Genomic DNA, 18582 nt, shown 5'->3' with positions numbered 1-18582 from the left:
GTTTTCAGGGTGTAACAACCCGAAGTATTACCGTTCCCTGATAGCTCAGTTGGTAGAGCACTCGACTGTTAATCGAGTTGTCACAGGTTCGAGTCCTGTTCGGGGAGCCATTCTTGCTCTCATAGCTCAGTAGGTAGAGTGCATCCATGGTAAGGATGAGGTCACCGGTTCGAATCCGGTTGAGAGCTCCATTTTAATGGGTAAGGTTTTATGAGCAGGCTCCGAAAGGAATTCGGAGTGCCAGCTATCGCGGCCCGTTGGTCAAGCGGTTAAGACACCTCCCTTTCACGGAGGTAACAGGGGTTCGATTCCCCTACGGGTCACCACTGCATATTTGGAGGCTTAGCTCAGCTGGGAGAGCATCTGCCTTACAAGCAGAGGGTCGGCGGTTCGATCCCGTCAGCCTCCACCATAATGCTGGGGATTAGCCAAGCGGTAAGGCAACGGACTTTGACTCCGTCATTCTCAGGTTCGATCCCTGAATCCCCAGCCATTTATTTTGAGCCATTAGCTCAGTTGGTAGAGCACCTGACTTTTAATCAGGGTGTCGAAGGTTCGAGTCCTTCATGGCTCACCATTTTCTGCCTACTGAAAATGGACTTGCAACAAACGTGCGCGTATGGCGGAATTGGCAGACGCACCAGACTTAGGATCTGGCGTTTCACGACGTGGGGGTTCAAGTCCCTCTACGCGCACCATATGAATTCAATCCCTTGAGATTTCAAGGGTTATTTTATTTTCTGAAGCAGTCCGTACGTTCTGCAAATTGACCACCTAATAATGATATGAGTTAAGTCAGCCAAACACGAAAATCCGATTGTTCTTTCAAGAACAGTCGGATTTTCATGTTTTTAGACGGGGTCGATAATAAACCAAATGGGATTTATCGGAGAATGTCGGTTTAATTTCACTCGCTGACGCATTCTCCATAAAGCTGCAATTTCAGCGATGAAGCTTTGACCCCTGTATGCTCTACGCAGCTGATAAAACCCCATATTCATGCCGGCTGCAACAATTTCACCGGCAGCTGCAGCCGTGGCTTTGGAAATTCGACAGTAGGAACGAGTTCAGCCGATCCGATCGATCGGAACTTGCCCATTTTTGATACTTCTTGCCGTGTCGGCTTTTGCAGTTAGCGGCAGCGGCTTGATTCAGGGGGACCCGTTGTGTAGATCCAAGATTCCTTAGAGACGTTGTTCATCGACCTTGCCGAGAGTACCTCGAATAACGATGCAGAACGTCGTTATACATCTCCTGGCGCTTACCAATACCCTCCCGAAAGATGGATAGTGAATTATTGATCTCTATGCCGCATGGTTGAGGAAATAAGACTCCGTGCATGAGCTGAGTATGGAGTTCTAGAAAATGTAACATCGTCTATAATATTTCGAGGGAAAATTAAAACATCTCTTGACGAATGACTTGAGAATGGTTATCATTCTTATATGATATGAGAATAATTATCACTATCAAATAAATGCAAGGGTTTTGAAGGGAGCGGATTTTAGTGATTCGGTTGACGACATCGCAATTAAACATCGCCTATGAGAACAGACTTATTGTGGATAATCTCAACGTGGCCATCCCACAAGGGAAAATAACAGCCCTGGTGGGCGCTAATGGTTCGGGCAAATCCACGATATTGAAAACCATGGCGCGAATCATGTCTCCGGTTAACGGAGCAGTTATGCTGGATGGCAAATCCATTCACAAACAATCGACGCGTGAGGTAGCAAAACAACTCGCTATTTTACCTCAAAACCCGACCGCTCCCGATGGCTTGACTGTATCTGAACTCGTTTCTTATGGCAGATTTCCCTACCAAAAAGGCTTCGGCTCTTTAACCCGCGAAGACCGGTCCATTATTCAATGGTCCATTGAATCAACAAGAATGACTGAATTTGTAGATCGTCCTATTGATCAATTGTCCGGTGGTCAACGCCAGAGAGCATGGATCGCAATGGCGCTTGCCCAGCAGACTGATATTTTGTTCCTTGATGAACCTACGACTTTCCTTGATATGGCTCATCAGCTTGAAGTGCTGGAACTTCTGCAGGAGCTCAATGCAAGCTCAGGCCGCACAATCATAATGGTGGTGCATGATCTGAATCACGCTTCCCGCTATGCGCATCATATGATCGCGATCAAGGCGGGTAAAGTATCGGGTGAAGGGGCGCCTAGTGCTGTTATGACCCCCGATGTGCTGCGTGATGTCTTTGGCATTGAAGCGGATATTATTCCCGATCCCCGGACTGGCCTGCCGCTTTGCCTGCCATACTCCCTGGCAGGGCAGGATAAACTTTCAGCAGAGGCGAATCACGAGCAGGAAGAGGTTAATTTGCCATTAATGGCCATTGCTGGAGCTTAAGATGTTCTGATGCTATAAAACAGCTCTGATGCGCTTCTATGCGGCCATAACTGGCAATTCGGACAGCTGATGCCGTTAAACGCATCGGGCTGTCCTTTTTATACATAGGGACTACCTGCAATTCTTTGTATGCTACTGTTGGTGATTATGAATGGAACAAAGCAATAAGCATGAGATTTATAAAGGGCTATAAATTATAAAGAGCAGGACTAAGTTGCCTTTTACATGGGAATAATTAGAAATATGCGTTTAAATAATCTGAATATTTTTATTTTGAAAAAACATTTGCATTCTCCCAGTTAGCGTGATATATTATTACTTGTCGCGCTTGAGATAAAGCGACTGACACAAAACATGCGGAAGTGGCTCAGCGGTAGAGCATCGCCTTGCCAAGGCGAGGGTCGCGGGTTCGATTCCCGTCTTCCGCTCCATAATTAGTGCCCATAGCTCAGCTGGATAGAGCGTTTGACTACGAATCAAAAGGTCGGGAGTTCGAATCTCTCTGGGCACGCCATTTTCACAAAATTGCAGAAATCATTGACGGGACGTAGCTCAGCTTGGTAGAGCACCTGGTTTGGGACCAGGGGGTCGCATGTTCAAATCGTGTCGTCCCGACCATTTCTGCGCGGGTGTAGTTCAATGGTAGAACTTCAGCCTTCCAAGCTGATAGCGTGGGTTCGATTCCCATCACCCGCTCCATTAAACAAATAACCGGAAACTCTGATCTCAGGGTTTCTTTTTTTTACATTTCAGAGTATTACAGGATTCGACGGGATTTTTAGGTACATCCATGAAAAAGCTTCAACCGCTCCGTAATTTGTAGTATGATAATAAAAGTGAAAAAACCGTCTGCGAAGCTCTGCTGACGGTAATCGGTGATGCAATGGAATGCTAACCTTTGGACCTTCTATGGTTACTTTTATCTGTCGGATTTAAATACGTTATGGAAAGGTTTTGCTTTAAGCAGAATCTGAGGAGGATCAAGATGTCGGAACAAGAATCATCTGCTGTGACGGCCAACCGGCCGCACTCAAACAATTTATTACGGCGCGATGTCCGCTTTCTGGGGAATATATTGGGCGATGTGCTCGTTCACCAAGGCGGGCATGAACTGCTTGAGATCGTTGAGAAAATTCGTGAAATGAGCAAGGCGCTGCGGGCTGAGTTTCTTCCGGAGCTTTTTGATGAATTTAAAAAAGTTATTGACGCGCTAAGCCCTGAAATTCGCCATCAAGTCATCCGGGCCTTTGCAATTTATTTTCAGCTTGTCAACATTGCCGAGCAGAACCACCGCATACGGCGCAAACGGGACTATGAACGCTCTGCAGGAGAAACTGTTCAGCCCGGTTCCATCGAAAGCGCTGTTCAGGTACTGAGGGAGCAAGGAATTGCCGTTGATGAGGTCAAGACGATGATCGAGGGGATTTCCCTGGAGTTGGTCATGACTGCCCATCCTACGGAAGCCACTCGTCGTGCCGTGCTGGACATCCATCAGCGCATCGCCCATGAAGTTATGGAGCTCGACAATCCGTCGCTCACCTACCGTGAACGCGAGAAGCTTCGTGAGAAGCTGCTGAACGAGGTGCTTACGCTTTGGCAAACGGATGAGCTGCGCGATCGTAAGCCGACCGTTATCGATGAAGTGCGCAATGGCATGTATTATTTTGACGAGACTCTCTTCGAAGTGCTCCCAAGCGTATATGAAGAGCTCGAACGCTGCCTGGACAAGTATTATCCGGATGAGCGCTGGCATGTGCCTGCTTACCTGAGATTTGGCTCCTGGATCGGCGGCGACCGTGACGGCAATCCATCGGTTACGGCAAAAATTACCTGGGAGACCCTGACGCTTCAACGTGAGCTTGTGCTTGAGAAATATGATGAATTGCTTCGTGAATTGATGGGGCAGCTGAGCTTCAGCACGAATATCGTAACAATCTCTGAAGAATTGGTGGATTCCATTCAAAGGGATCGCCAGCATGTGGAGCTTCGCACTATCGAGCTGTGGCGCAATGAGAATGAGCCATATAAGATTAAACTCTGCTATATGATTGAGAAGCTTGTAAATACGCATAACGATACGCTGAAAAACTCTCCGCTGCGTTACAACAGCGCTGATGAGTTGAAGGAAGACCTCCTCGTTATCGACCGCAGTCTGCGCCATCACTTTGCCGATTATGTGGCTGATACGCATATCCGTAAGCTGATTCGCCAAGTGGAATTGTTCGGCTTCCATCTTGCCGCGCTTGATGTGCGTCAACACAGCCAAGAGCATGAGAATGCGATGACTGAAGTGTTAGCCAATATGAACATCGTGGAGAATTACGGCTCGCTGGATGAAGAAGAGAAAATTGAGCTGCTTCATCGCTTGCTGAATGATCCGCGTCCGCTGACTTCCCCTCATTTTGAATATTCGGAAGGAACGCAGGAGTGTCTAGATGTGTATCGTACGATTTATCGCGCCCAACAAGAGTTTGGCGATAACTGTATTTCCAGCTATCTGATCAGTATGACACAGGGCGCTAGCGATATGCTGGAAGTAATGGTCTTCGCGAAGGAAGTCGGGTTGTTCCGCCAGGAGACCGGAGGGAATATCCGCTGCACATTGCAGGCTGTTCCTTTGTTTGAAACCATTGATGATCTGCATGAAGCCCCCGCAATTATGGAGAAGTTGTTTGAACTGCCGGTATACCGCAAGGCGATTGAGGCCAGAGGCAACCTGCATGAAATTATGCTGGGATATTCTGACAGCAACAAAGACGGCGGAGCTGTTACCGCCAACTGGGAGCTGCGGGTGGCATTGAATGCCATTACAAGCGCGGCGAAGAAATTCGATGTGAAGCTGAAATTCTTCCACGGTCGCGGTGGTGCGCTAGGACGAGGCGGAATGCCGTTGAACCGCAGTATTCTGGCACAGCCGCCGCATACGGTAGGCGGAGGAATCAAAATAACGGAGCAGGGCGAAGTGCTCTCGTCCCGCTATTCCATGAAAGGCATTGCTTACCGCAGTCTGGAGCAAGCAACCTGGGCGCTGATAACCGCGGCGCGGCTGGCGAATTATCCGGAGCAGGAAGCTGCAGATGTAGCCCAGTGGGATGAAATTTCCAAAGGGATATCGGAAACTGCGCTGCGCAAATATCAGGATCTGATTTTCCGGGATCCAGACTTCCTGACCTTCTTCAAGGAATCTACACCGCTGCCGGAAATCGGAGAGCTTAATATCGGTTCCCGTCCATCGAAGCGGAAGAACAGTGACCGTTTCGAGGATCTGCGGGCGATTCCGTGGGTATTCGCCTGGACGCAGAGCCGTTATTTGCTGCCGGCCTGGTATGCGGCCGGTACGGCGCTGCAGGAATATGTGCAGGATGATGAGAAACGGTTGGAAACACTGCGCGCAATGTATGAGCAGTTTCCGTTCTTTACGTCTCTGATCGATAATTTGCAAATGGCGCTGGCCAAAGCGGATCTGCAGATCGCCGCGGAATACGCGGATATGATTACGGACAGCACGATCCGGGAGCGTATTTTCACACAAATTAAAGAGGAATATGAACGGACGTCTTCGTTCATTCTACAAATAACAGGTCAAGCTGAAATTCTGGATAATGTGCCGGTTATTCAAGAATCAATCCGCCTGCGCAATCCGTACGTGGATCCGCTGAGCTACATGCAGGTACAGCTTCTTCTGGAGCTGCGCGAGGCGCGAGCCCGTGGTGAAGAGGATGATCCGGAACTGCTGCGTGAGGTGCTGCTGACTATCAATGGCATTGCAGCCGGCCTTCGCAATACGGGCTGATCAATAACCGATACGTTTGTTTAAAGGGCCGGACGCCCGGCGGCAGGAGTCCCTCCGCTTACGTCCGGTCCTTTGACGTATACTCCAGAGTTAATCAGGATTCAAATAAGTATCATAATGTTTTTGCATGAGCGTCAGGTATCGGTTCGATCCTTGTCAGGATCGGTGCAGCCGCACGTTCAACCGGACGGGAGTTGGAGCATGCGGCGTGTCTGGAGGAGAAACAGTGAAATCAGTTGAGGCGCGGTTAGCGCAATTGGCACTAAGAGGCGATCAGCGGGCTTTTGCGGAGATCGTCGATATGTATCAGGATAAGCTGTACCATATGGCATACCGGATGCTGTATAACCGCCAGGAAGCGGAGGATGTCGTTCAGGAGGCTTTTCTGCGGGTATACAAAAATCTGGATCGCTATGATGATACAATGAAATTCTCGACCTGGATTTACCGGATTGCGACGAATCTGTGCATCGATCGGCTTCGTAAGCGGAAGCCGGTTTATTCGTTGGATGCCGAATCCAGTGAGCACGAGGGTCTGGATGGTTACGCGATGATCCCAAGCGAGGACAAGACGCCGGAGAGCGAGCTGCTGCTGTCGGATACGCAGCGTATTATCCACCAGGCTATTGAGACGCTGCCGGCAAAGTATAAATCTGTGATGGTGCTGCGATATCTTCAGGAGATGTCCCTGCAGGAGATTGGCGATGTGCTGGAAATGCCGGTTACGACGGTGAAAACACGTGTGCACCGCGGCCGGGAGTTCCTCCGCAAGAAGCTCGAGCATAAGTTATAAGCAAGGGTCAGGATAAGAGATGACCGTAGCGGATTCTCAAAAAAAGTGAAACATCATCGTCGACCATACGTATCGTATACTGCTGTGAGTTACACTGAAGAAAGGAATGGCTGCTATGAATTGCAATGTCGCCATTGTATGGATGCATGATTATCTAGACGACGAGCTTCCCCGCGAAGATGTCTTACAGCTAAAGAACCATTTGCTCTCCTGCCCGGCATGTAGAGCACGATTCGAGCAGTTGGAGCGAACAGAAGCGCTCACCCATAAATTGATTGATTTTCGACCACAAGCTGAGGAAACACAAGCCGATGATCTTAAACTTCGGATCATGAGCGCGCTGCCTGTCAAGCGGAACCGCCCAAGCTGGGCCGGCTGGCTTCGCAATCACCCTGCTATCGCGGTAGCGGCAGTCTTTGCTCTTGTGATGTTCTCAAGCGCACTTGCCATGTGGGAAGAGAATACAGATTTGACGGTGCGTGGAACGGATCTTTCCCACGTGGTTATCAACGGGGATACCGTGACTGTTCCAGCAGGCGCGCATGTGAACGGCAATTTAATTATAGAGAATGGAAAAGCCAACGTACTGGGCGAAGTGAATGGAGATGTGACGGTTATCGAGGGCTCGCTGTACCAAGCGTCGACGGCCCATATCTCGGGGAAAGTGAAAACAATCGACCAAGCGCTTGACTGGTTTTGGTACAAAGTTTCACATTCGATCAGCAGCTTGGCTTATTGATTCCACTGCCTCCCTCATGCGGGAGGTTTTTTTGTGCCCAAAGCTTGCTTAAAGGGTAGCTATAGGAGGTGGATAGAGTTTGCCCGCCAAGGCAAACAGAAGAATATTAAAATTCTGATAAATTCTTAACGCAAAAAAAGGGTTTATATCCTCTTTTCTAGAAGATAATAAGGTTAAGTATCCGATATATGTGATAGAGGACCTGTGCAATTGGTTGTTGGGGGCTGACATATGAGCTATTTCGCAGATTTGACCTGGAAAGATTGGATCAAGGACATTATCGACATTTCCATTGTCAGTTATATTATTTACAAATTGATTCTGCTCGTACGCGGCACCAAGGCGGTCCAGCTTCTCAAAGGAATATTCGTTCTCGTTGGTACATGGGCCATTAGTACCTGGTTTAATTTGTATACACTTAAATGGTTAATGAACCAAATGTTTACCTTTGGGGTCGTGACGGTGCTGATTATTTTTCAGCCGGAGCTCAGGCGTGCGCTGGAGCAGCTGGGGCGAGGCAAGCTATTTGCCCGCTCTTCCGTAGTTGAACGTGATGTGAGCGAGCGTATCGGGGAAATGATTAAAGCCGTCAACTATATGGCGAAACGCAAAATCGGGGCATTGATTGTATTCGAACGCAGCACAGGCCTCTCCGACTATATTGAGTCGGGTATTCGAATGGAATCGATGGTCAGCTCCGAGCTGCTGATTAATATTTTTATCCCTAATGCGCCGCTTCACGACGGTGCGGTTATTGTGCGCGGCAATCAGATCATGGCGGCTGGCTGTTATTTGCCTTTGTCGGAGAATCCTTTTATCAGCAAGGAGCTTGGAACAAGGCATCGTGCCGGCATCGGCATTACGGAAGTGTGCGATGCGGTTTCGGTTATCGTGTCGGAGGAAACGGGACAGGTCTCGCTGGCTGTGGGGGGCATGATTGTCCGCGATATCAAGGAAGAGTCATTGATTTCCAAGCTGTTTGAGGAGCTTAATCCGAATCCCAAGGCACAAGAGAATACAGGATCGAAACGGCCTTTCTGGAGACGGAAAGGGGGCGAAGAGAATGGATAAATGGCTCAGTCATCCAACCGCTCTGAAAATCATTTCGCTCGCGCTTGGCATTCTGCTGTGGGCAGTCGTCCATTTTGATTCCGAACGGTCTCCTAATTCAGTCGCCTCCCTTACGGAGGTCAAGGATTATGAAGCGGTGCAGGTGAAAGCAGTTGGACTTGATGAGAATAATTATTCGCTTCGTCTGGTCGAGCCAACGGCTGTGCAGCTGACGGTTCGGGCGCCCAGATCGAGCCTGCTGCAAACGACGCCGGATGACTTTCAAGTAACTGTAGACGTGAGCGAGGCCAAGGAAGGAAGCCAGGTGCTTCCTATCTCGATCAGCAAGCCCAAGGGCATGGAGATTGTGTCCAAGCAGCCGAGCACGGTTACGGTCGTATTGGAGCGGTTGATTACGAAGGAATTTGAGTTCCAGGTGCAGACGGAGGGAACGCCTGCCAACGGATATAAGCTCGGTCAGCCGATCGTGAAGCCTAACAACCGCGTTCATGTCACGCTGCCGGAGGGTATCATGGAGGATGTCGGTTTTGTCGGGGGCAAGGTATCCGTGGAAGATGAAGAATCGACAATCAGCGAGAAGAAGGTCAAGGTCGTTGTGCTGGACAAAGAAGGCCAGGAAATGCCCGAAGCCATTGCCACTCCAAGTGTTGTCGAGGTAGAGATTCCGATTACGATGCCATTCAAAAGGGTGCCTCTGCAAATTGGATTGACCGGCAAGCTGCCGGATGGCCTGGCTATGGACACATTCGTCCCAAGCGTGGATCAGGTATCGATATATGGGCCCCAGGACGAGCTCGATAAGTATGATTTTTACGATGGTATTAATGTGGACTTGTCGAAGCTGTCTCAATCAGGTACGATTGAGCTCAATATCCCTCCAAAAGAAGGGATTGTGTCAGTCGATCCTTCGAAGGTGACGATAAAATATACCTTAGTACCGATATCTGTTAAGACACTCACGCAGCTGAAGGTGACCTTCATCTCACTCTCTGATGGACTGAAGGCCAAGATTACTATTCCGGAGACGGGAACCGTCGATCTGCCTGTAAGAGGGGCAACAAGCGTGCTGGCTGGTGTCGGAGCCAGCGATATTCAGCTCATCGCCGACTTGAATGGCTTGGGCCCGGGAAGCCATATTGTGCCTTTGGATGTGCATTTGCCGAGCTTTGTTGAGCAGACAAGCTCCATTCCGATTACGGTCACAATAGAGATTACGGATGAAGCGGCAACAACCGATCCGCCCGCTGGCGGAACGGACCCCGGGACCGGAGACGGTTCTACAGATACGACGGGGAATGAGACAGGGGATGCCGGGACCGGAAATACGGGGAATCCCGGGGAAGCAGGAAATACGGGTGCGGGGAATACTGGGGCTAATGAAGATCCAGGTACTCCGGCAGGGACTGGCAGTGCAGATTCAGGCAATAATCCGGCGAACAGTTCAGGTGGTGGGGTTGACGGTTCCTCGGGAACCGTCGACCCCGGCTCTGTGGATGGGAATGAAGATTCCCCGGATTCAGGAACGGATGCGGATACGGGTGCAGATCCAGGCACGAATCCCAATGACAACGGCAGTAACAGCAGCAATAGCAGTAGTAGTAATAACAGCAGCAGTGATGGCAGCAATAGCAGTAGTAATAACAGTAGAAATAATAGTAGTAATAACAGCAGCAGTGATGGCAGCAGCGGTAACGGAACGAATAGCGGGCAGCCTGATAGTGGGGAAAGCAGCGCTGGTAGCGGAACTAATCCATAAACCTATACATTGATCATTCGTGATGCTCTTTGAGCAGTATTCACCTATACATAGAAACAGAATGCTGCTGTATCTTATACCATAGGAAATAATGTCATTATTCATAAAGATATAGAATTCAAGGTTAAAAGGGGATACTCTACAATGGGAAAATATTTTGGAACAGACGGTGTGCGCGGGGTTGCCAACCGCGAATTAACGCCGGAGCTCGCTTATAAAATCGGCCGCTGCGGCGGTTATGTTCTTGCCGGCAAGGCTGAGAGACCAAAGGTTTTTATTGGACTTGATACCCGGATTTCCGGCCCTATGCTTGAAGCGGCCCTGATTGCAGGGTTGCTGTCTATCGGAGCAAGCGTCGTACGTTTGGGAGTGGTGTCTACGCCGGCCGTCGCTTATTTGACGCGCATCATGGGCGCGGATGCAGGCGTTATGATATCGGCTTCGCATAATCCGGTTGAGGATAATGGAATTAAATTTTTTGGCGGTGACGGCTTCAAGCTCACGGATGAGACGGAGCTCGAGATTGAACGGCTGATGGATGCAGCGACAGACCAGTTGCCTCGTCCGGAAGGCGGAGGGATTGGCTCCGTGACCGAGGATGTGCATGCGCAGCGATTGTATCTCGATTTTCTAAAAACAACAGTGAAGCATTCATTCATGGGTCTTAAGGTTGTCCTGGATTGCGCCAATGGAGCCGCCTACTCGCTCGCTCCGACGGTATTCCGTGAGCTTGGTGCGGAGGTCATCACAGTCGGCGCTGAACCTAACGGGCTTAATATCAACGACGGCGTCGGCTCCACGCATCCTGAATATTTGCGCGGGGAAGTGCTGAAGCATGGCGCCGATCTTGGATTATCCTTTGATGGCGACGCGGACCGGCTGATTGCAGTGGATGAGAATGGCGAAGAGGTCGATGGCGACTTTATTCTTTGCATATGCGCTGATGCGATGAAACGCGAAGGTACACTGAAGGGCGATACGGTTGTAACGACCGTAATGAGCAATATCGGATTTTTTAAAGCTGCCCAGAAGCATGGTCTCAAGACCGCACAGACGGCGGTTGGCGACCGTTATGTGATGGAGGAAATGCGCCGTAACGGCTTCAATCTGGGTGGAGAGCAGTCCGGCCACGTTATTTTTCTCGATCACAATACGACTGGAGACGGCATTCTTACGGCTCTTCAGCTTGTTAACACATTGGTGGGCTCCGGACAAAAATTGAGTCAGCAGAAGAACCTGATGCGCAAGTTCCCGCAGGTGCTGGTCAATGTGCGCGTGGCCGATAAGACGATGTACAAGGACAATGCCGCTATTGCTGCTATTATCGCGGAAACGGAGCAGGAGCTGGGTGACAATGGGCGTGTGCTTGTACGTGCTTCGGGCACAGAGCATCTGATCCGCGTCATGGCGGAGGGTCCGGACAAAAGCCAGGTGGAAGCGTATGTGAGGCAGATCGCAGATACGGTAAGAGCCGAGCTTGGCGGGGTATAAGATTTATTATTCACGGCATTACGGATTAATGGAATGAATAATTAGCCTCATGGAATAATGAATTATAAAGTTTCGGACGGGCGGTTCCAAGGGCGCAGAAGATGAATGCGCCATTAGAACCGCCTTTTTATTTTGTTAAAGCAAGCGCTTTGAAGCGGGACACTGCGCATCAATCGTATATCCTCCTTTGCTCCGATGGTTGGAGAATAGTGGGCCGATACTTGATTGAAGGGAATATTTTAGGGGAAAATGTTGTGAATGTAAATGTGTTGAAAATTTTGCAGTTGCACCGTTCGGTTAAAATGAATATGATAAGAAGTATGATTCCAGAAATGAAAGCGAGGATAGCGGCCAATTAGCTTTACAAGCGCCAGAGCTTGCGCGTGATCGTCTTGCTGCAGAACGGTTTATTTTTGATTTTGTATAACGTTCCTGCGGTGGACAGCGGCAAGCTGACGAGGTGGAGGTGTTCGGATTGTTCGGCGGGGACCTCCCGGTTATGCATTTGACCGAAAGCCGATTCCCAAATCGACAGGGCGACCAGTCGTACAAAGGGTCGGTAAGATGCGATAGTGACGATTGAAGGCGCAAGCAGCAACGGAGGCTGTTGTGCGCTCATCTTTAAGTATGCTTGAAACATGCTATTTGTGCCCGTTTGCTTACGATGCCAAACTGAAGAGGGTGGCATAAGACGAACGGTTTCTTGAAATATCAGCTGGTATACGGTCTAATCGTATGCTTTCCTGAAATCGACAGCAACCATAGACTGTGCTGTCCCACAAATGTGTTGGCATCCGTTTCTTTCGGGAATACTACCCCAAACGGAGGTCTATTAAAATGTGTGGAATCGTAGGATATATCGGTAAACGGGATTCGCAGCAAATTTTGATTGATGGATTGAAAAAACTGGAATATCGCGGTTATGATTCTGCGGGTATTGCCGTTTTCACGGATAAGGGATTGGAAGTACGCAAGTCCAAAGGCCGGTTGGCCGCATTGGAAGAAAAGCTTGTTGGAGACGAGCTTCGCGGTTCAGTAGGGATCGGACATACACGCTGGGCGACGCACGGCAAGCCATCCGATGAGAATTCCCATCCTCATACCGACAATTCGTTCAAATTCTCGGTCGTGCATAACGGCATTATTGAGAACTATCTCGATCTGAAGGATGAATTAATTGCAAAAGGGCATCATTTTCTGTCGGAAACGGATACCGAGGTGATTTCTCACCTGGTCGCGGAGGAGTATGACGGAGACATCGTTAAAGCCGTTCAGCGTGCTGTGAAACGGATGCGTGGCGCTTTTGCGCTTGGCGTGTTAACGGAATTCGAGCCGGACCGGCTGGTCGCCGTGCGTTATGCAAGTCCTCTTGTGATCGGCATCGGGGAAGGCGAGAATTTCATTGGCTCGGACATTCCGGCAATCTTGGAGCATACACGCAATGTTTACATTTTAGATGATGGTGAAATGGCTATTCTGACGAATAATAACGTCGAATTAAGGTCGATTGATGGCGAAGTTATTTCCAAGGAAATATTTCATGTCGATTGGGATTTGACAACGGCGGAAAAAGCCGGTTTTGATCATTTTATGCTGAAAGAAATATATGAGCAGCCTAAAGCTTATCGTGACACAATGATGGGCAGAATTTCGGCAGACGGACGATCGGTGGAACTGAAGGAAATCGGCATGACGCCGGAGCAGATCCGCGGGATTCGCAATGTGCATATTGTCGCCTGTGGAACGGCTTACCATGCAGGCATGGTTGGCAAATCGCTTATTGAAAGTCTGGCCCGTATTCCGGTTGAGATTGATGTCGCTTCGGAATACCGCTATCGTTCTCCGATTATAACGCCTGAAACGCTTGTCATAGTTGTGAGCCAATCCGGTGAAACGGCGGATACGCTGGCTGCCCTGCGTGAAGCAAAACGCTGCGGCGCGCGCGTGCTGGCTATTACGAATGTTGTGGGCAGTTCAGTGTCGCGTGAAGCGAACGATGTGATGATTACGCAGGCGGGTCCTGAGATAGCAGTTGCATCGACAAAAGCGTATACCTCGCAGCTGATTGCTTTTATGCTGTATGGTTTATTCCTGGCGGATACGCTTGGAACGCGCGATAAGGATTGGATTGCTGATGTGCTTGCCGCTATGCAGAAGCTGCCGGAGCAGGTGGAGAGCATTCTGGAGAGAGCACAAGTGCTGAAGCAGGTAGCGGAATCACTGGCAAAGCACGACAATCTGTTCTTCATCGGCCGCGGCATTGACTTCGCAGTTGCTCAGGAAGGCTCGCTCAAGCTGAAGGAAATTTCTTACATTCACTCGGAGGCATACCCGGCAGGCGAGCTGAAGCACGGTACTCTCGCTTTGATCGAAGAGGGCATTCCGGTTATTGCGCTGATCACCCAGGAGGATCTGTACGAGAAGACTCTCAGCAACATTAAAGAAGTAAAAGCGCGCGGCGCACATGTACTCGGTTTGGTTAATGAAGGAACCGAGGTCGAGGTCGGAAAATCGATCGATGAGCTGTTCGCGATTCCCCGGACACTGCCGCTTCTGTCGCCGGCGCTGTCAGTTGTACCGCTGCAGCTCCTGGCATACTATGCCTCGCTTGCGCGCGGAAATGACGTTGATAAGCCGAGGAATTTGGCGAAGAGTGTGACTGTGGAGTAGAGGGCAACAATTTAGTTTTTGATCTGTTCGGTGATAAAAAAGTGTGGAACTACATGAAAAGTGAATGCGTATTGTTTGTAACTGCAAAATAAAGATTGTAACTGTTAAAAGAAATTTGTAACTGCAAAATAAAATGTGTAACCGGGTTATTTCTTAGGTTGTTCTTATACTCAGGGCAACGGAACCAGTAGAAAAATTTGGAACCGCTGAATTCAGTCCCGATGAGCTTAGACACATCGGGACTTTTAAGGAGGAGGTATCATCAACTTGTCCACAATTGGAGAACGGAGAAAGCTTAAACTAGAAGATCAGGATGAGATTCTTGAATTTATAAAATTGAAAATAAATCGCTATGATACAAAATGTAAGACAGTGAATCTGGAGTGGATAGCGGCGTTACATTAGCGGGTGATGATGCTGTACGGTGAATATGAGAATGTTATAGAAAATAATGCGAACCGTCTTTTTTAACATATACAATGCATGAAAAATGGAGGAATTTAACAAATAGAGATGGGGTATGGGCGGGTTTCGGCAAAAGATCAAAATCCGGAGCGGCAGCTGATCAAATTCCGGGAACTTGGGATTGACGAGCGTTACGTATTCGTCGACAAATTAAGTGGCAAAAGATTTTAATCGGCCGCGGTATCAGGCCATACGATTAATGATTCGAGAAGGCGACTTAATTTATATCGACACGCTCGACCGGCTGGGCCGTGATTATGACGGGATTATTGCCGAATGGGAGTATATTACGCGGGAGATGAGTGCAGATATTGTCTGCTTGGATAATCAAACGTTGCTTGATTCACGGAAGTTTCGGACGATGGGCGATTTTGGGAAAGTGATGGAGGATCAATTTTTAAGCTTACTGGCGTATGTGGCCGAGCAGGAGCGTAATAAGAATCGGCAGCGGCAAGCCGAAGGGATAGAAGTTGCCAAGGCGGGTGGAGTAAAGTTTGGAAGGCCCAAGCAGGAGATCGATTCCAACTTTATTCAGATATATAAGGAATGGAAGGGCGGGGGATAACGGCTGTTTCGGCAATGAAGACCTTAGATATGAAACATCGGACATTTTACCGGCGTATGAAGGAATATGAGTCATCATAACTATAATGGCAATAGGTAGGTACATATTCATTTGTTCATAAGATGAACCAAAACCAGCTAATGTTAGTCAAGCATTTGGACTGTTTCTACTCATGGCACCAGAGCAACCAAGTAGACCCCGGTAAGGCCGCTACGCCAATGACTCTTAGCGTACGATTATTTCCGTTTCGGGAGGTGACCCCTATATGATAATAAAGACCAACTGAACGGAAACAGGATAAGGAATGCAATCAGGTTTGCCGAAAATGTAAAAAACACATCCCAAGACTTCATATGTAAAATACCCAATGAAACCAATATTAAAGAATCAAGCCCAGATATCAGGAAGACGAGGACTATTTTAACGGATAGGCGCAGTTTAAGCGTAAATAGGATAACGATTAAAATACTAATTAAAAAACACTGAACATGAGAGAATACGGTATTATCCCGAGACGGGTTCTCAAACCATCCGATTAAAAAAAGGTGACTCTTTATGATTGCGTAGAGTACATAATCCATGGATACGCGAATGCTGAAAATAATGAAGCATAGCGTTGCAAAGTATAGAGGAGGGTGAAGGTTCTTTTCCATTTTTCGAAACCAGATTTTTGCGAACCCGAAATAAAACGGAAGGGCAACAAATGTATATATAGATTTCCACCAATTGTGCTCATAAATACCCAGCTTGAGGAAAAGAAACTCTATTCCGAAAAATAGTCCGGAGAATAACACAATCCATCCAATGTTTAAATAAAAACCGGCTATTACAATCGAAGCAGAAGGCAAAGAAAACGCATTGGATGCAATTGCGCCAAGAATGTTATCGTCATAAGAATCATCAAGAATATCGGGGATATATCGATAGCTGTCAAAAAGTTTACAGATAAAAAATTCGACGGAATATCCGACTCCAATCATCCCAAAAAGTAAACTGATTAATTTGATTTTCTTTGTTTTTATAACTGTAAATACGTCAACGATGATGCTTATAATGCCAAGGCAGAGGTACCAAACATAATTAGGCATTGGAAACCCCCCTTCTTTCAATTAAATTGTTTTTTCCAGGTGACAGACCATTTCTAGGGTACAAAGGGTTACTTACCATTGATAAGCAATTGTTACCCAAATTAATATTCCCAACTTGATCGAATTGGATTCGGATTCCTTAACCCCAACTTTGAGTTACATCTGCCAGCGTCCTGAGGGTAGAGACTGTTCTAGAGCAGCAGCCCTGACTAGGTTAGTAACGCAAAAAAAAAGAGAACGTACTTTGCGCGTCCTCTTCAAATATTATTCTTTAATTGATCTCTTGGTCTTTTATGGTGACATCAGGAACAAATAATTCACCAGTAAAGGTCTTAATAGCTTCTCCAGAATTAGCCTTAACAATCCAATTATGGTTCACAAGAGCTGCTTTACCAAGGGATATCAAGTCTCCGTGAGCAAGAGCCTTCTCAGCATCATCGGGTTGATCAAGATTGCCATTAATTATTACGGTTGTCTTTCCATATTTTTTTGCCAGTTGAGAAAGTGTTAAATCACTTTCACTAAACGCAGGGTTGAGTGCTTGATAATCTGTAGTATGAATATAATCGGGATTTTCTGCTCCTATATTCTCGAAAATTACTCTGGCATCCTCTGCACCATTTGACCATTTGTGCGTAAAATCATTCACTTTTGCAAGCGATATACGAACGCCGACTATAAAATTTTCACTGACATTCTTCTTTATCGTTCTAATAACTTCCCTAATCAGTCGGACACGATTTTCTGTAGTAGTGCCATATGCATCGTTTCGTTCGTTGGTGTAATCTGTTAGAAACTGATCTAACAGATATCCGTTTGCTGCATGAATCTCAATGCCGTCAAAACCGGCCTTTTGAGCATTTAAAGCAGCGTTTGAAAAGCCTTCAATGATTAATTGAATTTCATCTACTGATAATTCTCGTGGCATCACAAATTCTCCGCTACCGCCGAATAAAGCAAGTTTTTCACCCATAGGCTTGACTGCGGAAGGAGCAACCGTTTCATTTGCGAATTGAGAAAGAGCACCAGCATGCATCAGCTGAGCAATTATTTTGCTGCCTTTTGCATGAACAGCATCTGTGACTAATTTCCATGAATGTACATGTGATTCGTTTACCAGTCCAGGCTGATTTGAATATCCTTGACTGTGTAATTCATCCGTATATACACCTTCGGTAATAATAAGACTAAACCCATTTTCGGCAAACTTTGAATAATAGCGAACCATCTTTACAGATGCTCTCCCATCGAGTTCTGCAGACATGCGAGTCATGGGAGAAAGTACGACACGATTTTTTAATTCAACATTATTAATTGCGTATGGTGAAACAACAAATTTAACTGTTGACATTATTCTCAACCCCTTGTGGTTTTTAGCCTATGCATCATAAAAGCGATAAAAAAAGCAGCAAGCTTTTAAACCTTATATCATTCAAGTTAACATCATTTTTTCGCTTTAATCAGGCGAGCGCTCTCCCGTTATATTGGGAAAGCGCTCGCCGCATTAATCACCACTTTTTTCTATTAACTACCTTATTACCAAGGTAACTCTGTGTCCATATGATAGAACTTGCCTGTCGGTCCGTCCGAAGGCAACGTGGCAAGCATCACGCTTGTCTTACCGCCATCTTCAAGATCCATATCAGCGTATTTACCGCCCATTGGAGTCTTCACCCAACCCGGGTAAGCAGAATTCACTTTGATTGGTGTATCCTTAAGCTCATGTGCAAGATGAGTCGTAAAGGTATTCATTGCCGCCTTCGAGGCATCGTAAGCAAGAAGC

The 18582-nt window shown here is 47.6% G+C and carries 13 protein-coding genes, 11 tRNA genes and 1 pseudogene; 21 read left to right on the top strand and 4 right to left on the bottom strand.

Going from position 1 to position 18582, the window contains the following annotated elements:
• Window positions 1–34: 34 nt before the first annotated feature.
• The 19 genes from AC0YNV_RS39865 to AC0YNV_RS39775 all read left to right on the top strand — a co-directional run bounded on the left by AC0YNV_RS39865 (window position 35) and on the right by AC0YNV_RS39775 (window position 12370).
• Window positions 35–110, top strand: a tRNA-Asn gene (locus tag AC0YNV_RS39865).
• Between the two features lie 5 nt (window positions 111–115).
• Window positions 116–191: transfer RNA gene (locus tag AC0YNV_RS39860), tRNA-Thr, on the top strand.
• 60 nt (window positions 192–251) lie between these two features.
• Window positions 252–326: transfer RNA gene (locus AC0YNV_RS39855), tRNA-Glu, on the top strand.
• Between the two features lie 10 nt (window positions 327–336).
• A tRNA-Val gene (locus tag AC0YNV_RS39850) sits at window positions 337–412 on the top strand.
• A gap of 6 nt (window positions 413–418) precedes the next feature.
• Window positions 419–493 (top strand) — tRNA-Gln (locus AC0YNV_RS39845).
• Between the two features lie 8 nt (window positions 494–501).
• Window positions 502–577 (top strand) — tRNA-Lys (locus AC0YNV_RS39840).
• Between the two features lie 36 nt (window positions 578–613).
• Window positions 614–698 (top strand) — tRNA-Leu (locus AC0YNV_RS39835).
• 809 nt (window positions 699–1507) lie between these two features.
• The gene (locus AC0YNV_RS39830; protein WP_210047180.1) at window positions 1508–2368 is read left to right on the top strand and encodes an ABC transporter ATP-binding protein; all 861 of its coding nucleotides are present in this window, start codon (window positions 1508–1510) and stop codon (window positions 2366–2368) included.
• A gap of 356 nt (window positions 2369–2724) precedes the next feature.
• Window positions 2725–2799, top strand: a tRNA-Gly gene (locus tag AC0YNV_RS39825).
• Window positions 2800–2805: 6 nt separating this feature from the next.
• A tRNA-Arg gene (locus AC0YNV_RS39820) sits at window positions 2806–2882 on the top strand.
• A gap of 27 nt (window positions 2883–2909) precedes the next feature.
• A tRNA-Pro gene (locus AC0YNV_RS39815) sits at window positions 2910–2986 on the top strand.
• A 7-nt stretch (window positions 2987–2993) separates the two neighbouring features.
• A tRNA-Gly gene (locus AC0YNV_RS39810) sits at window positions 2994–3067 on the top strand.
• 286 nt (window positions 3068–3353) lie between these two features.
• Window positions 3354–6161 carry a phosphoenolpyruvate carboxylase gene (ppc, locus tag AC0YNV_RS39805; protein WP_475772988.1) on the top strand — a complete coding sequence of 936 codons (2808 nt, stop codon included), beginning with the start codon at window positions 3354–3356 and terminating at the stop codon, window positions 6159–6161.
• Window positions 6162–6387: 226 nt separating this feature from the next.
• Window positions 6388–6954 (top strand): RNA polymerase sigma factor SigW, encoded by a 567-nt coding sequence (gene sigW / locus AC0YNV_RS39800; RefSeq protein WP_475772987.1) that lies wholly within the window; start codon window positions 6388–6390, stop codon window positions 6952–6954.
• Between the two features lie 115 nt (window positions 6955–7069).
• Window positions 7070–7693 carry a zf-HC2 domain-containing protein gene (locus tag AC0YNV_RS39795; RefSeq protein WP_475772986.1) on the top strand — a complete coding sequence of 208 codons (624 nt, stop codon included), beginning with the start codon at window positions 7070–7072 and terminating at the stop codon, window positions 7691–7693.
• Window positions 7694–7924: 231 nt separating this feature from the next.
• On the top strand, window positions 7925–8764 hold the full coding sequence (cdaA, locus tag AC0YNV_RS39790; protein WP_210047176.1) for a diadenylate cyclase CdaA: 840 nt from the start codon (window positions 7925–7927) through the stop codon (window positions 8762–8764).
• Entirely contained in the window at window positions 8757–10520 is a 1764-nt protein-coding gene (locus AC0YNV_RS39785; protein WP_475772985.1) for a CdaR family protein, read from the top strand. Before cdaA ends, AC0YNV_RS39785 begins: the two co-directional genes overlap by 8 nt.
• A 144-nt stretch (window positions 10521–10664) precedes the next feature.
• Complete coding sequence (gene glmM / locus AC0YNV_RS39780; RefSeq protein ID WP_475772984.1) at window positions 10665–12011, top strand: phosphoglucosamine mutase; 1347 nt, start codon at window positions 10665–10667, stop codon at window positions 12009–12011.
• A gap of 101 nt (window positions 12012–12112) precedes the next feature.
• Window positions 12113–12370 carry a hypothetical protein gene (locus AC0YNV_RS39775; protein ID WP_475772983.1) on the top strand — a complete coding sequence of 86 codons (258 nt, stop codon included), beginning with the start codon at window positions 12113–12115 and terminating at the stop codon, window positions 12368–12370.
• Window positions 12371–12372: 2 nt separating this feature from the next.
• On the opposite strand, the gene AC0YNV_RS39770 is transcribed toward AC0YNV_RS39775, so the two are convergent.
• Entirely contained in the window at window positions 12373–12630 is a 258-nt protein-coding gene (locus AC0YNV_RS39770; RefSeq protein ID WP_475772982.1) for a hypothetical protein, read from the bottom strand.
• Between the two features lie 218 nt (window positions 12631–12848).
• Here AC0YNV_RS39770 and glmS point away from each other — a divergent pair, with 218 nt between their 5' ends.
• On the top strand, window positions 12849–14681 hold the full coding sequence (gene glmS / locus AC0YNV_RS39765; RefSeq protein ID WP_475772981.1) for a glutamine--fructose-6-phosphate transaminase (isomerizing): 1833 nt from the start codon (window positions 12849–12851) through the stop codon (window positions 14679–14681).
• Between the two features lie 513 nt (window positions 14682–15194).
• Window positions 15195–15791, top strand: a pseudogene (locus tag AC0YNV_RS39760) (recombinase family protein).
• Window positions 15792–15947: 156 nt separating this feature from the next.
• Here AC0YNV_RS39760 and AC0YNV_RS39755 read toward each other — a convergent pair.
• The 3 genes from AC0YNV_RS39755 to AC0YNV_RS39745 all read right to left on the bottom strand — a co-directional run.
• A complete protein-coding gene (locus AC0YNV_RS39755) occupies window positions 15948–16799 on the bottom strand; it encodes a hypothetical protein (RefSeq protein WP_475772980.1) in 852 nt (283 codons plus the stop codon).
• 271 nt (window positions 16800–17070) lie between these two features.
• Window positions 17071–18150, bottom strand: a complete 1080-nt coding sequence (locus AC0YNV_RS39750) for an oxidoreductase (RefSeq protein WP_475772979.1) — start codon at window positions 18148–18150, stop codon at window positions 17071–17073.
• A 185-nt stretch (window positions 18151–18335) separates the two neighbouring features.
• On the bottom strand, window positions 18336–18582 hold a 247-nt coding region (locus AC0YNV_RS39745; protein WP_475772978.1), incomplete at its 5' end, for an SDR family NAD(P)-dependent oxidoreductase.

Source organism: Paenibacillus sp. JT31N11 (assembly GCF_056269285.1).
This window is presented reverse-complemented; position numbering and strand designations above follow the sequence as displayed.